Source organism: Pseudanabaena sp. CCNP1317 (genome assembly GCF_034931345.1).
Taxonomy (GTDB): Bacteria; Cyanobacteriota; Cyanobacteriia; order Pseudanabaenales; family Pseudanabaenaceae; genus Pseudanabaena; species Pseudanabaena galeata.
In genome coordinates this window covers 62,494-76,838 of record NZ_JAYGIF010000096.1, presented here as the reverse complement: position 1 = coordinate 76,838, position 14,345 = coordinate 62,494, and the positions used below count along the sequence as shown (strand labels likewise).

Annotated in this window: 13 protein-coding genes; 5 read left to right on the top strand and 8 right to left on the bottom strand. The window is 42.6% G+C overall.

The window, feature by feature from the left end; all coding sequences use genetic code 11:
• Window positions 1–283: 283 nt before the first annotated feature.
• From frr to VB775_RS16615, 4 genes are all read right to left on the bottom strand, one after another.
• Entirely contained in the window at window positions 284–832 is a 549-nt protein-coding gene (gene frr, locus VB775_RS16630) for a ribosome recycling factor (RefSeq protein WP_281005380.1), read from the bottom strand.
• Entirely contained in the window at window positions 819–1,610 is a 792-nt protein-coding gene (pyrH, locus tag VB775_RS16625) for a UMP kinase (RefSeq protein ID WP_281005381.1), read from the bottom strand. Before pyrH ends, frr begins: the two co-directional genes overlap by 14 nt.
• A gap of 226 nt (window positions 1,611–1,836) precedes the next feature.
• Window positions 1,837–2,787, bottom strand: a complete 951-nt coding sequence (locus tag VB775_RS16620; RefSeq protein WP_281005382.1) for a pentapeptide repeat-containing protein — start codon at window positions 2,785–2,787, stop codon at window positions 1,837–1,839.
• A gap of 13 nt (window positions 2,788–2,800) precedes the next feature.
• Window positions 2,801–4,003: a pentapeptide repeat-containing protein gene (locus tag VB775_RS16615; RefSeq protein ID WP_281005383.1), complete on the bottom strand. Its 1,203-nt coding sequence runs from the start codon at window positions 4,001–4,003 to the stop codon at window positions 2,801–2,803.
• A gap of 370 nt (window positions 4,004–4,373) precedes the next feature.
• On the opposite strand from VB775_RS16615, the gene cobA reads away from it, so the two are divergent.
• Together cobA and VB775_RS16605 are read left to right on the top strand one after the other, a co-directional pair.
• Entirely contained in the window at window positions 4,374–5,153 is a 780-nt protein-coding gene (gene cobA, locus VB775_RS16610) for a uroporphyrinogen-III C-methyltransferase (RefSeq protein ID WP_281005384.1), read from the top strand.
• Between the two features lie 35 nt (window positions 5,154–5,188).
• Window positions 5,189–5,569, top strand: coding sequence for a DUF86 domain-containing protein (locus tag VB775_RS16605; protein ID WP_281005385.1), 381 nt, complete (start codon window positions 5,189–5,191; stop codon window positions 5,567–5,569).
• 87 nt (window positions 5,570–5,656) lie between these two features.
• Here the strand turns inward: VB775_RS16605 and VB775_RS16600 are convergent, their stop codons facing one another.
• A complete protein-coding gene (locus VB775_RS16600) occupies window positions 5,657–6,463 on the bottom strand; it encodes a DUF429 domain-containing protein (RefSeq protein WP_281005386.1) in 807 nt (268 codons plus the stop codon).
• Between the two features lie 55 nt (window positions 6,464–6,518).
• Window positions 6,519–8,243 carry a serine/threonine-protein kinase gene (locus VB775_RS16595; RefSeq protein ID WP_281005387.1) on the bottom strand — a complete coding sequence of 575 codons (1,725 nt, stop codon included), beginning with the start codon at window positions 8,241–8,243 and terminating at the stop codon, window positions 6,519–6,521.
• A 352-nt stretch (window positions 8,244–8,595) separates the two neighbouring features.
• Here VB775_RS16595 and VB775_RS16590 point away from each other — a divergent pair, with 352 nt between their 5' ends.
• The 3 genes from VB775_RS16590 to VB775_RS16580 all read left to right on the top strand — a co-directional run bounded on the left by VB775_RS16590 (window position 8,596) and on the right by VB775_RS16580 (window position 11,372).
• The gene (locus VB775_RS16590) at window positions 8,596–8,997 is read left to right on the top strand and encodes a DUF4346 domain-containing protein (protein WP_281005388.1); all 402 of its coding nucleotides are present in this window, start codon (window positions 8,596–8,598) and stop codon (window positions 8,995–8,997) included.
• 79 nt (window positions 8,998–9,076) lie between these two features.
• Window positions 9,077–10,000 carry a 50S ribosomal protein L11 methyltransferase gene (gene prmA, locus VB775_RS16585; protein WP_281005389.1) on the top strand — a complete coding sequence of 308 codons (924 nt, stop codon included), beginning with the start codon at window positions 9,077–9,079 and terminating at the stop codon, window positions 9,998–10,000.
• Between the two features lie 511 nt (window positions 10,001–10,511).
• Window positions 10,512–11,372: a tetratricopeptide repeat protein gene (locus tag VB775_RS16580; RefSeq protein ID WP_281005390.1), complete on the top strand. Its 861-nt coding sequence runs from the start codon at window positions 10,512–10,514 to the stop codon at window positions 11,370–11,372.
• Between the two features lie 33 nt (window positions 11,373–11,405).
• Here VB775_RS16580 and fmt read toward each other — a convergent pair whose 3' ends face one another.
• Together fmt and VB775_RS16570 are read right to left on the bottom strand one after the other, a co-directional pair.
• Window positions 11,406–12,341, bottom strand: a complete 936-nt coding sequence (gene fmt, locus VB775_RS16575) for a methionyl-tRNA formyltransferase (RefSeq protein ID WP_281005391.1) — start codon at window positions 12,339–12,341, stop codon at window positions 11,406–11,408.
• A 46-nt stretch (window positions 12,342–12,387) separates the two neighbouring features.
• Complete coding sequence (locus tag VB775_RS16570; protein ID WP_281005392.1) at window positions 12,388–14,181, bottom strand: DUF389 domain-containing protein; 1,794 nt, start codon at window positions 14,179–14,181, stop codon at window positions 12,388–12,390.
• Window positions 14,182–14,345: the final 164 nt, after the last annotated feature.

Genomic DNA, 14,345 nt, shown 5'->3' with positions numbered 1-14,345 from the left:
TTGATGGCAACATTGGTTGCTCTTGCCAGTGTTTTTCAAAGCTTTCGCAGAAATCATCCACTTCACAGAAGATTCGCGTGATATCCAAGTGCGATACGATACTGTTCATATTGCTGAGGCTTTTAGTCTGTCAAACCTAGTCTCAGCTTTTCTTTTGCTTTTGTCTACTCTGTCGAACTGACGTTAAAAAAGTGGGCTTTCACCAAAGAAGCTAATCAAAGATACGAAATATTCAGAATGTCTAAAAACAAAAAAAGCACCCTTGGGGTGCTTCTTTTTGTTTTTAGATTGTGGAAATTTCTTTTTCTTTTTCGGCTGTTACCTTATCGATAGTTTTAACGAACTTTTCCGTTAACTTATCTACTTGCTCTTGTTGGCTTTTAGAATCATCTTCAGAAATTTCTTTTGCCTTTTCTAGCTTCCTCAATGAATCGATCGCATCACGACGCACATTACGAATCGCAACTTTGCCCTCTTCGGCGAGTTTGGAAACCATTTTTACCAACTCTTTACGGCGATCCGTCGTTAACGGCGGAATATTTAGGCGAATGCTAGTACCATCATTGTTTGGGGTTAGCCCAATATCCGACTCAGATATAGCCTTCTCAATTGCACGCATACTACTGCGATCAAAAGGCTGAATCATCAAAGTCGTAGCATCAGGCGAAGAAATATTTGCCAAAGCTTTGAGGTGTGTTTCTGCCCCATAATATTCCACAGTAATTCGATCCAATAGCGAAGCATTAGCACGCCCCGTTCGCACACTATTAAAATTGTGCTGGGTCGCTTCTACAGCTTTCTGCATTCGCGCCTCAACATCAGTTAACTTCACAGGAACCTCCAACATATGTACCAATCGATTCTCCCATGACGACGCGACGAATGTTACCTGTAACACCAAGATCAAACACAATAATGGGAATGCCATTTTCTTTGCATAGGGCAAAGGCTGTTGCATCCATTACGCGCAAATCATTGATTAAGGCATGGTCAAAGCTAACGGATTGATAGCGTTTTGCATCAGGATTTTTCTTAGGGTCACTGTCATAAATGCCATCAACTTTAGTTGCCTTCAAAATTACGTCAGCATTAATTTCCGCACCACGTAAAGCCGCAGTTGTATCGGTGGTGAAATAGGGATTACCTGAACCTGCGCCAAAAATAACCACCCGATTGTTTTCAAGGTGGCGAATGGCACGGCGGCGAATATATGGTTCAGCGATTTCCTGCATGGCGATCGCCGACATCACTCTTGTGGGAATTGGCTCATCTAATTGTTCAAAGGCATCTTGTAAAGTAAGTGCGTTCATCACGGTGGCGATCATGCCAATATAATCGGCTGTGGCTCGATCCATGCCTTTAGCTGCGCCATTGATGCCCCGAAAGATATTGCCACCACCAACTACGATCGCTACTTCGATCCCATCTTTAACAATTTCGGCAACTTGCAAAGCAATATCTTGAACGACTTCAGGATCAATACCAAAACTGCGATCGCCCATAAGCGCTTCGCCACTGAGTTTTAATAAAATACGCTTATATTTGGGGTTAGCAAGCTTTGCTGTTGGGGATGTTGTTTCTTTTTCGACTTCTTTTGTAGTTGCGTTCATGTTTCATTCCTAACTGATTATTTTCTAGCGCGATCGCTTTTTATGGTTTTCTCTCTCTAGACAAGACGTACCTACATACCATTACAGTTTCTACGGCAAATGGCTTAACTTTTACTAACTTTTCTCATCAGTTATACTAATTCACGCAAGTGCGACCACACTTTTATGAATTAAAACCCAGACTCAGGGTATGTAATACCAAGTTAATAAATGGCTATGCCATTTATTAACTTGGTATTACATACTCTGGATTGCGATCTGCCTCATGATCGACTGGTTGCAGAGAAGCATTGGAGAAATCCGTACAATTCAAATTTGCACCGTTTAGATTTGTCCCTAGTAAAAATGCACCGTTAAAATTAGCTTTATAACAATTGGATTTACTAAGATTTGCACCCTCTAGACATGCGCGACCTAACTGAGCGTCAACCAAAAATGCACCGTTAAGATCAGCATCTTGGAGATCAGCATCATTTAGATTTGCATTGCTTAGATTAGCTCCACTCAGATCTGCTTTGGATAATAAAGCGTCACAGAGGTTAACTGCATACAAGTTTGCATGGGAAAGATCTGAAGCCGAGAAATTTGCATGACTAAGATTAGCTTCGCTAAAACTTGCCCCACTTAGATTAGCGCCTTCAAGATTAGCTCCATTTAGTTTTGCCCCATCTAAGTTTGCTCCTTTCAAAAATGCTTCTGCGAGATTTGCTCCCTCTAGATTGGCTCCGACTAGAGACACACAACTTAAATTGGCTCCTGTCAAGTCAGAGTTGACGAGACTCACGGCATTGAGATTTGCGCCAGTTAGGTCAGCATCCCTTAGATTAGCCCGTTCCAACCTAGCACCATGCAAATCAGCCTTAATCAGACTAGCACCATTTAGATCCGCCTCACAGAGATTTGCATCGCTGAGGCTAGCGCGGTAGAGGACAGTAGTATTTAGCTTTGCACCGTACAAATTGGCTTCATTTAAAGTAGTGCAGGATAGGTTAGCTTCACTCAGATTGGCATTAGCCAAATTGATTGCGGTCAAACCCACACCACTAAGATTTTCTCGGCTGAGATCGATATCACTAAAATCTCGAAAGCCTTGATTATAGCGATCGATCAGTTCTCTAGCTTTCATTACTCTTTCACACCATATTTTTGCGATCGCATAGGAATAGAATTTGCCCATACCTATGCGGTTATTACTTGTCCGTTGGCAAAATGGCTCCTGTCATATTTGCCCCGTCTAAATTTGTCCATAGCATGAAAGCTCCTCTCAGGTTTGTCCACAACATAAAAGCCCCTTTCAAATTAGCTCCTGTCAAACTAGCTCTAGTAAGGTTGGCGCGGTTGAGATTGGCTCTATTTAAACTAGCTCCGTTTAGTACTGCTTCGTCAAGATTTGCACCCGTTAGATTTGCTTCATTCAAAATTGCATTGTGTAAATTAGTGCGGATTAAGTAAGCACCACGTAGATCAACATTGCTCAAATCCGCACCACTTAAATTTGCACCCATTAAGTTAGCACCACTTAAATTTGCACCACTGAGATTGGCATTGGATAGATTAACCCCGTTTAGATTTGCACCACCGAGGTTGGATTTCATCAAAAATGCCCCCGTGAGATTTGTCCAACTCAAGTCAGCTTCGGATAAGTTGGCTTCGTTCAGATTTGCCCAACTTAGATCAGAGCCTACTAAATTTGCCTTTTCTAAATTTGCTCTTAATAAATTTGCCCAGCCCAAGTTAGCTCGACTAAGTGAACCACCACTTAAATTTGCCTCAACAAGATCAACAGCATTGAGATTGGCGGCATTTAAGATAGCACCACTGAGATCGACTCCCTGCAACTCTGCACCTGTGAGATTGGCTTCTGTCAAATCAACGTTGATCAAGCAAGCCTGACTTAGGTTTGCACCACTGAGATTGGCTTTGATCATCAGTGCGCCTGTGAAGTCCGAATCACTTAGATCGGCTCCCAATAAATTCGACTCAATAAAAAATGTGCCATTTAGCTTAGCCCGACTGAGATTTGCACCGTTAAGACAGGCTCCTGTGAGGGTGGCAAGACTGAGATCGGCGCTAATCAAAGATGCGCTAGTTAAATTAGCCGAATTGAGATTGGCGGCAACTAAATAGGCTTCATTGAGACAGGCTCTTTGAAGATCGGCTTTGATTAAGAAAGCGGAGGTAAGATTTGCTTCGGTTAAATTTGCTTCGACCAGATTGACTCTGGTTAAATCAGCTCTATGAAGAAATGCACCTGTGAGGTTCGCTTTGGCAAGCATCGCATCTGCAAGTTTAGCCCCACTGAGATTAACGCGCTTGAGATCTGCTCCTTTGAGGTTGATTCCTTCTAGGCTCGATTTGGTAAGATTTGCTTTAGTAAAGTCAGTAAGATTCACGCCTGCCTCATTTTGATTCGTTGTACTCGTTACATCTCAAGAAGATTTTTAGACATATTTTTGAATTAATTAAATATGTAAGCTTTATTTATTTCTCCTTGATTTGGCTTGACAAGATGGCTGCGTCTCAATTTCTAGGGATCATGATGGTTCATGATGTATTTCCTAACTTCTAGAATGTTTTTATAAAGTAAAGCGCTTCGCGATGAACTCTATAACTTCTACAATTGGAATGATTTGTTATAAAATACGACGCTTTGCGATGAACTTTATAACTTCTATAAATACAATACATGAGGAAAATGAAGATGCGATCGCCTTGCAATATTTGGCTTAGATACTCAAGTTTTGATTAAGGTTTTGATAACGAATGACAAATACTGATTTACAACAAGTTATTCAGCCTGCCTCAGATCGGTTTTTAGGTAAGGTTTATTTAGTTGGTGCAGGACCTGGGGACTCAGGGTTGATGACTCTGAAAGGCAAAGCATTATTAGAAACCTGTGATGTAGTGCTTTACGATGCTTTGGTCAGCGATGAGATTCTGGCGATGATTAATCCGATCGCCGAAAAAATTCATGCGGGTAAGCGACGTGGTAATCATTCTTTGCTGCAAGAAGAGACTACGAAGTTATTAATTGAGAAAGCTCAGGAACATTCCATAGTGGTGCGCTTGAAAGGGGGAGATCCGTTTATTTTTGGGCGTGGTGGCGAAGAGCTTGCCGACTTGCGAGCGGCGGGAATAGCAGTGGAGGTTGTCCCCGGTATTACTTCAGGGATTGCGGCTCCAGCCTATGCAGGTATTCCCCTGACCCATCGTGATTTTAGCTCGTCGGTAATTTTTGTGACAGGGCATGAGTCGGCGGGGAAATATCGTCCTCAGATTAACTGGACAGCGATCGCACAAGCTGCGGAAACGATAGTGGTCTATATGGGATTACATAATTTAGGTGAAATTGTTCCCAAAGTAATCGCGGCTGGCTTGCCTGAAACAACACCTGTAGCTTTAATTCGTCAGGGAACCCGCGCCGATCAGTCTGAATTAATTGGCTGTTTGGGTAATATTGTTGAACTTGTTCAAGAAAGTAACTTTACGCCACCTGCGATCGCTGTCATCGGCAATATTGTCAATTTTCGCAATTGCATCTGAATGTTAGACTAAATCCTTTGAAGGGAAAAAAGCTAATGACAAATAGTAAAGCGAGTATTCCTGCTGAAATCGAGGATAATAACCATCGTCTTGAAATACAAATACAGGATATTTTAGAGGCGATCTCGGCTACGGAGTCATTTGTATCAGAGATAGATTTTATGCAGTTTAGTCGCGACCAAAAAACAATTTTTGCAGTAGAAAGGGCGATTGGGCTGATCGGTGCAACGGCGAAGCGATTGCCGATTAGTTTTATGGATCAGTATCCCCAAATTAACTGGCGACGTTTGGCTAGTGTAGGTGATAGTTTGATGTTTGGCTATTTAGAAGTGGATCTCAATACTTTGTGGGAGTTAACTCACCATGATGTGCCTTTTATCAAAGAGTTAATGCGAAAGGCGATCGCCAATTTATAACTCTATAGCTGTCACTATTCTTGTTAGGACATACAGCGCTTTGCGCTCACACTATTTGAAAAAAGGCAGCACTTCGTGCTGCCTTTTTTATGCACAAATCCATCCTTCGAGGCGATCGCAGGTTTCAGGAATCCCATAATTTACTTGTCGAGAAGCCTGTGCTGCTTGAATTGCCGCAAGTACAGCATCGATTGTGTCTCCCGACGCATCACCTACACATTCCCCGTCAAGCTGTTGATTAACTTCGACTACAAAGCCGTATTTTGATGAAGAAAGAGGCGATCGCACCTGATTAATTATTTCTTGGCGCAAAAATTTCATTTCCGAGGTTTGTTTTTGCTTGCTATCGGATTTATAGCTTTGCTTACCAATGATGCTTCTTGCGATTAGGGCAGGGTAAATCTCCATGACAATGCGTGGATCGTCAGTGGGATGACAAGGCAAAATGCTAAACCCAGCCTTAAGCATTCTAGGTGCGCCTTCAAAAAACATTTTCCCAACAGGTACACCATAAATTTTCATCGGACTAATTGCGCCTGTGAGCCGATCAGTTTGACGCAAATGTTCGCGATCGCCATTAGCTCGACCCTGACGATATTGATTTAAGGTTTCCACAAATTCTTGCTTTGTCATTTGTCCAATGTGAGCAACATATTCCGCCCAAGTTTCTCCCCATTGCAAGTTCTCGATTAATTTACGAGGCTGTCCTAAAGGAAAATCCACCCCTGCAATCCAAGATGGCGATTGCTGGAGAAAATCCATGAAAGAGAGCAAGTCTGTAAAGCGATAGAACTTCTCAATATGCAAAATATCTGCTTCTAAAAATGACTCTACACAAGTAATTACCTTAGTTTTGCTAGGTGCACTCGTAAAATCAATTCCATATATTTTCATGATGGTCTCAAACTAGAAATGACGCGGCTTTGCCGTGCCATTTCTAGTTTGCCTTTTATCTATCTCTAACTTTGATTTCGATTTGTGGAGGTGGAGGTGTGGGTGTTGCCGTAGGTGTTGGAGAGCTAGGACTAGGTGTTCCTGCTGTGGGAGTTGGTGATACTAATGGAGAAATTAAGGGAGGAGTTGTGGGACTGGCCGTTGGTTGAGCGATCGCCGTCTCCTTCAGATTGAGTTTTAATTGATAGGGGATCTCAGAAGTGCCGCCAATACCCTTGATCTGCACGACATAGGCTCCATCAGACGTAATGGGGACATCGGCATTGACAACATTAACAGCATTGGATAGGGGAACCCCTTGAGCATTCAGGACAGTAAGTAATAGTCCATTACCTGTAATTGCTGTACTGAGCAATTGACCAGACTTAGCCTGAATTGTATAAGTATGTGTGCCATCGCCCACTAGCTTGTTAGGAAAGAAAGAATCTTTGTTAACTTCTAAATTGATAACTTGATTTATAGAAGTATTGGAAATGGTTGCCGATGTTGGACTAGGACTAGCTTCAGGTACTATCGGCTTGACAGGTATCGCTGGATTATTGACAATAACTGCGGGCTGATTATTTCGCATCATTGCTGGTAAAGCAAAAGCAGCAATTACCGCTACTACTGCCAACAGTCCACCAAATAGAAATAGAACTCCTGAGTTAGAGCTAGCAGATGGAGCGGGAACTGTTCGACGAGTGGTGGAGCTAGATTTGTAAGAAGTCGCCACATTAGAGTTAGCTAATTTGTCCGTTCCATTAAGAACAGTTGTCCTGACAATCTTGCTTGTTGTGGCTTGACGTTCCACTTCAGTCATCGTCGCAAAGGTGCTAATACCTTGATTGACCTCACGCACTGATTGATAGCGTTGTGTATAGTGATATCGCACCATCCGAGTTAATACCATGGCTAGTCCGTTACTAACCTGCGCTTTATCGCGCCAGACTAGTTCCCCCGTAGCAGGATCGGTTGGCAGATCAGTGGAACCGTAACCTGTAAGGGCCTTAATCGCCACCATACCCAGAGCATAGATATCACTGCTGTAAGTTGGTCTCCCTGCACATTGCTCACTGGGCATATAACCAGGTGTGCCGATGGTGACCGTAAATCGTGATTCCCCTTTCTCATTGGCGGTCAGTTGGGTACTAGCATCTTGCATAGCTCTCACCGCACCAAAGTCAATTAGGACAATTTTGCGGTCTTTTTTGCGGCGAATTAAGTTGTCTGGCTTAATATCGCGATGGATTACCCCCTCTGAATGAACAAATTCCAAAACATCAAGAACATCTTTCAAAACTTGAATTACTTCAACTTCGCTGAGTTGTTTGTCTCGCACTGGTGCATCAATATTGGCAAGTTCCGCCAGAATCCGATCTTGCGGTTCATTATCTAAATCTGACACTTCAGGCAAAGGAGCCTTGAGTTCGTCATGAAGCGATCGCCCTTCTACAAATTCTTGCACTAAAAAGAACTGCTTATCTTCCTCAAAATAGGCAAGCAATTGCGGGATCTGGTCATGCCTGCCTAGCTTTTCGAGAGTTTCTGCCTCAGTGTTAAATAGCCGTCTTGCCTCGCGAATAAAACTAGGATCATCACTAGCGGGTTTTAATTGCTTGACGACGCAGGGTGGCGATCCAGGTCGGCGCATATCCCTCGCGATAAATGTATGCCCAAATCCACCTGCACCGATCTGCTTAATTAGTTTGTAACGTCCATCAAGTACTTTGGCTGGCATGGCGATCGCCCCTCTAGTTATAGGCTATGGCAAGTGGGAAATTTGCTATATGTTGTAAGATTTGCAGAGTTTTGAGAACGCTCCGAAGGGTCGCTCTCAAAACTCATCTAGGATTGCTATGTTTCATTGTATAGGATCAGTTAGTTCTGCAAAACTTCAGCGCTGTAAGTCCAGTAATTCTCGTTATAAAAATCGGTTTTCTGAAAGCCCGCCGTTGGCGGGCTTTCAGAAAACCGATTTTGGTGTTTCCAGTGCCAAAGGCACTGGAAACACCAAAATCGGTTTCATAATTAAGAATTGCTGCTGTAAGTCGTATCATAGATAAGAAAAATATTCTCTTGCCTCAAAGTTAATGAACTTGACTGCTGACACGAACATACTTACTCAACAACTCCAGAACATTGATGAGCAATTATCAAAGCGATCGCTAGCTCTCGATCCTAGTGGCTACTTTATTATTTATGTAGATCGCCAACAAAATTTAATTTGTGCGAAACACTACAGCAATATCATCAATGAGCAGGGCTTAGCCGTTGATCCTGAGACAGGAAAGCCAATTCCTGCTAGAGGTAAAGTTGATCGCCAAGCAGTGCAGTTATTTACAGGTCGTACTGCTAAGGAACTATGTGTAGAAATCTTTGAAAACACCCAGCCTTGTCCTGTTACACTATTTGACCATGCTGCATATTTAGGACGTGAAGCGCAACGAGCAGAATTAGCAATGTTGCAGCAACAAGAATATATCCAAGACTAGATATTGTTACGATATTCAGCGCTTCACATGATCGCATATACCCAAATATAATCATTCATATCATAGTCATAAGCGCCAGATGTCACCTTTGAGCCTTACCTCTAATAACAGTTGGTGGGAAATCCAAGTTATAGCCGAACAGTCTCTAGAAGAGCAGATTTTCTGGCGATTACAAAATTTTGGCTGTCAAGGAATGGCAAGCCAAAAAAAAGATGGAGAGATTCGCGTTAGTAGTTATTTGCCTGTTGAAAAAGGTAATGTTTTAGATTTAGCGGCTTTGGCGCTATGGCTAAAGCAAGATGCGATCGCTTGGAATTACGAAGCACCAATTACGCAATGGACAGTAATTAACGACGAGGATTGGTCATCGAGCTGGAAACAGCATTGGAGTCCTCAGGAAATCGGTGACATGTTGGTAATTTATCCAGCTTGGATTGATCCACCCACCGATGGCGATCGCAAAATTCTACGTCTCGATCCTGGTAGTGCTTTTGGTACTGGCGCTCATGCCACAACACAGCTTTGTTTAGAAGCTTTAGAAATGCGTCTTTGGGGTGCAAAACCTGAAGATAATATTGTGGTTGCCGATGTTGGTTGTGGTTCAGGGATTCTCAGTATTGGGGCTTTGCTGATTGGAGCAAGTCAAACCTATGCGATCGATAATGACATTCTGGCGATCAAGGCAACTAATCACAATCGTCAACTGAATGATATTCCTGAAGATAAAATCTGGGTTGCAGAGGGCAGTATTCAAGATTTGATTGCCCATATGCCCGCTCCTGCGAATGGGTTTACCTGTAATATTCTTGCCGATATCATTGTTGATATGGTTCCCCATTTCGATAAGCTGGTTGGTGAAAATGGCTGGGGAATTTTAAGTGGAATTTTGGTCGAGCAAGTACCAAAGGTGGCTGAGGCTCTGGATGCCTACAAATGGGTAATTGCTACTTTTTGGAAGCGCCAAGAATGGGCTTGTTTGACAATTAGGCGATCGGAATATTAGAGAACAAGGGGCTTAAGCCCCTTGTTCTCTAATATTCCGTAGGGGGCAATCCGTGAATTGCTCCTACATTTTATAGCAACGCAAAAGATAGAACCCAAAAAGATGAGTGGCGGCGCTTCGCGCCGCCACTCATCTTTTTGGGTTTATGTCCTAAGCAACACTTACATTGCTATATAACAAAGCCCCTCACTTCTTGGGCTTTGATTTGTCCTACAGCGCTTTGTGCTCAAACCCACAAGAAAATTTTTGAAAGCGTTGCTTTGCAACGCTTTCAAAAATTTTCTTGTGGTTCGTTTGATCGGTAATTGCGGTAACGTCGGTACGCCGCAAATGGCGATATCGAACTCACTTTATACTTAACAAGATTGGCTATATAGCGCTCCTAAATGAGTTGTAGGATTTTGAGTGTTGTGAGAGTGTGTCCCTTCGGGGCGCACTCTCACAACCTATTTAGGATTGCTATAGTTACAGTTGGGGTAGACTATGATGTATTTGATTTAGGGTGAATATCGTGACACAACGTACAGCAAGACAATGGATTATTAATGGAGTCTTAATCGTAGTTACGCTCTCATTTTTGGGCGTATCGATCGCCCCGCTAATTGGCGGGTTGTTTGCCCCACCTGCCCAGCAAGCAGCTAATAACCCCAACCAAAATACATCAGAGCAAGAGCGGATCAAAATTCAGATTGAGGGGTTTGAGGCTGTACTAAAAAGCGATCCTAAAAATCAAACCGCGCTGATTGGTCTAGTAAATCTTAGAAATCAACTTGGCAAAGTTAAAGAAACCATCGAACCTTTACAAACCCTTGCCGATACCTTTCCCGATCAGCCCGAATATCGGATGACCTTAGCTCGTACCTACATCGAACTCAAAGACACTAAAAATGCATCAGCAGAGTATCGTAAAATCTTGACTACAAAACCAGGATATATACCAGCAATCCAGAGTCTAGTTAGCATAGAGCTAGATGATAAACGTCCTGAAGCAGCGATCGGAATTCTTCAAGATACGCTTAAGATTGCGGAAACCGCCAACAAAGTCCAAGCAAACACAGTGGATACTGGTTCTGTACGTTGGATTCTTGGCGAAGTCTATCGTCAACAAAATCGGATTGATGAATCGATCGCTACTTACGATCAAATGATCAAAGAAAATGCCAAAGATTTTCGTCCCTACGTTGGTAAGGCTCAATTAAGACAAGTTCAAGGCAAGGAGGACGAGGCTAAGAAGCTCTTTGATAAAGGATTAGAGCTTGCTCCTGCTGAATTTAAAGATGAAGTAAAACGTCTTGCCGCTCTTCCTGCTCAAAAGGCTCCATTCACCAATCCCGCACAAGCACCTAGCGACACTCCAGCTAAAAAACCCTAATATAAAATAGGCGGCGCAGTGCGCCGCCTATTTTTATGACAAAGACTCACCGATCGCTATTCTCATACCATTCACAAAATCCCAACCTGATTGTAATTTCTTACCCGCAGGCTGCACCTCTTTAATTAGCAATAGCCCTTTACCAGTCTGCACCACAAATCCTTTACCCTTGAGAATCTCTATCACTTTTCCCACAAGATCAGGATTCTCATCTTCAGAAATAACTTCTGTCTGAGTGATTTTCAATCTTTGCCCACGAAAATCTGTATAGCAATTGGGATAGAAAGCCCGAATTCGATTGTGCAAGGCGATCGCCTCCAACTTCCAGTCTAATTGCCAATCATCACGTCCAATCATTGGTGAATAGCAAGATAAATCTTCATTCTGAGGCTCAGGGGTAATCGTCTCTAATCGCCGTAAAGTATCAATTAATAAATCTGCACCAAGATTAGCTAATTTCATACTCAAGGTGTCTGTATTGTCTATAGGCAAGATTTCTAATTCTGCTTTGAGTAGCATTGCACCCGTATCAATGCCTGCATCCATTTGCATAGTAGTAATGCCTGTGATGCTTTCCCCATTGGCGATCGCCCATTGGATCGGAGCCGCACCCCGATATTTTGGCAGCAATGAACCATGCACATTAATGCATCCATACTTTGGCATATTCAAGATTTTTTGCGAGAGAATCTGTCCATAGGCAACTACTACAAATACATCAGCCTCAAGAGCCTCAAGTTCCGCGAGTACCGTTTTATCTTTTTTGAGGCGATTGGGTTGCCAAATTTTGAGATTGGGATTTCGGGCGATCGCAGCAGCTTTTACTGGTGGTGGACTAACTTGGTTGCCGCGTCCACGCCTTGTGTCGGGCTGTGATACCACACCCACCACTTCAAAGTCTGGCTCGGACAATAATCTTTCTAAGGTAGGAACAGCAAAATCGGGAGTCCCAAAAAATACAACACGCATAATAAATTCAAATAATAAATTAGCTACGCGAAGCGTAGCTAATTTATTATCCCTCTTTTGGCTTGACCATAAACCGAAATAACACCTTCCCATCCTGTGGTAAATTGGGAGACTCGAAACTTGTAATATTGAGATTGTGAGTAATATCCAAACGCTCATTGGGAACTTGCCATTTAGATTCTAAATACGAAGCGATCGCCTGAGTCCGTACTCTTCTTAACTCATTACTCTCTAGCACCCATAAATTAACAGACATCAATAATTTGAGGTTAGGATAACGTTGTAGTAAGCTCCCAATTTGATCAAGTTTCGTAATAGCGTCGGCAGTTAATGCTATTTTATCCTCTTCAAAAATAATTTCTCCACCATTGATATTGATATATTCTAAATTTACTTTTGCCCCAGTTATGCCGATCCTTGTCTTCACATCTTGAATTACTAAGGCTTGGGCATCTGCACTAATTGGGCGATCGCTTAAATAAGTAATTGCTAATAACATGGACTGAGATTTGCCCGTAGTCATGGCATAGTCGAGTAATTGTGCATTTGGTGGCAAAGATAAATCAGCGATCATCGCATCAAGATCCTGTAAAAGATCAAACTGTAATTCACTGAGACTAGGAGGTTTAACCGCCACAGGTAAGGCAACTTCTTCCTTCTTAGCCAAAATCTCATTGGAAGCAGTGGGAATCTCAGTGAGAATAAATTGAATTTGCTGAGGATTTTTGCCAAGTTTTTGGGCTAATTCTTGAACATACTCTTCCTTCTCAGTTGCCGAATAAAGCTTGCTGGTAAATACATTTAGTCGCAGCGTCACGAACTGATTTTTTTCTGTAATTGAGATCCGCTCTATCGAAGAGCGTGGTTGACCATTGTTCTCATTACTAAATTTCGACAGCCAAATATTAGTCGCATTACGGCGTAGAGCATTTTGTTGTTGTTTCTCAGTAACCTCTTCACCTAATCTGCCAAAGGCACTACTGAGAGGAACTAAAAGAGCTAGAACCGTCAATAATACTACTAACAATCTCCCTGGCAAGCTTCCAATGGGACGCAATCGCTTTAAGAAAACATAACGACCTAAGAAATTCTGCACGGCAAGACTTTCGCGATCACTAGATTCCCATAGTTTTACTCTTTCGCGCACCGTTTCCGTATCAATGTGCAGCATCAGAAAAACTAACAAAGAGGCAAAGGAAATCGCCACTAAGTTAGTCAGAAATAGCAAACCGCCACCCTTAGCAATTTGGAAACCCTCACTCCAATTCAGACTAAAAGCAACACCAACGCCAAAGCCGACTACACACAATGGTGGCATCAGAGCCACAGCGATCGACACCCCTGGGATCGAAGTAACTACACCTTTTATAGGACGACAAATGGCGATCGCGCCGATCGCGCCCGAAAATAATGCTACCCCTAAGTCCAATGTATTCGGTTGTATCCTTGCCAAAATCTCGCTAGTTGCTTCCTTAAATGGCAGTATAAAAATTAGTAATACTGCGAAACCAATTGCTACAGAGCAACTCAAGGTAATATTTGCAATTCCCCTTGCCAACAAAATAAAATCTCCAGCCGCCAAAGCCAAACCGAGAGAAAGAATTGGACCCATCAAAGGGGAAATTAACATCGCCCCAATAATTACCGCAGGGCTATTTAGCACCAAACCTAATGTCGCGATTCCCGCCGAAAAAATGATTTGCAACCAATGGGTTGTATCTTTTAAAGTCGCGGCTTGCGAAATTTCTAAGTACACCTCAGTTTTGCGTTGCTCATCCACACCCATTTGCGCGGCAAGGCGATCGCGATAAGTTTGCCAGAAGTCTATATATTTAGCCATATTGGTAAATTATCGGTTTTCAGTAACTATAGCAATGTAAGTTTTGCTTGGGACTTAAAACCAAAAAGATGAGTGGCGGCGCTTCGCGCCGCCACTCATCTTTTTAGTTTTAAGTCCTATCTATCTCTTGCGTTGCTATAAAAAACAATTAAACCTCAATATTA

Bases quoted from the DNA above. Each gene is read 5' to 3' on its own strand.
- pyrH (WP_281005381.1), bottom strand. From the start codon at position 1,610: ATGAACGCAACTACAAAAGAAGTCGAAAAAGAAACAACATCCCCAACA.
- VB775_RS16620 (WP_281005382.1), bottom strand. From the start codon at position 2,787: ATGGGCAAATTCTATTCCTATGCGATCGCAAAAATATGGTGTGAAAGA.
- cobA (WP_281005384.1), top strand. From the start codon at position 4,374: ATGACAAATACTGATTTACAACAAGTTATTCAGCCTGCCTCAGATCGG.
- VB775_RS16605 (WP_281005385.1), top strand. From the start codon at position 5,189: ATGACAAATAGTAAAGCGAGTATTCCTGCTGAAATCGAGGATAATAAC.
- VB775_RS16600 (WP_281005386.1), bottom strand. From the start codon at position 6,463: ATGAAAATATATGGAATTGATTTTACGAGTGCACCTAGCAAAACTAAG.
- VB775_RS16595 (WP_281005387.1), bottom strand. From the start codon at position 8,243: ATGCCAGCCAAAGTACTTGATGGACGTTACAAACTAATTAAGCAGATC.
- VB775_RS16590 (WP_281005388.1), top strand. From the start codon at position 8,596: ATGAACTTGACTGCTGACACGAACATACTTACTCAACAACTCCAGAAC.
- prmA (WP_281005389.1), top strand. From the start codon at position 9,077: ATGTCACCTTTGAGCCTTACCTCTAATAACAGTTGGTGGGAAATCCAA.
- fmt (WP_281005391.1), bottom strand. From the start codon at position 12,341: ATGCGTGTTGTATTTTTTGGGACTCCCGATTTTGCTGTTCCTACCTTA.
- VB775_RS16570 (WP_281005392.1), bottom strand. From the start codon at position 14,181: ATGGCTAAATATATAGACTTCTGGCAAACTTATCGCGATCGCCTTGCC.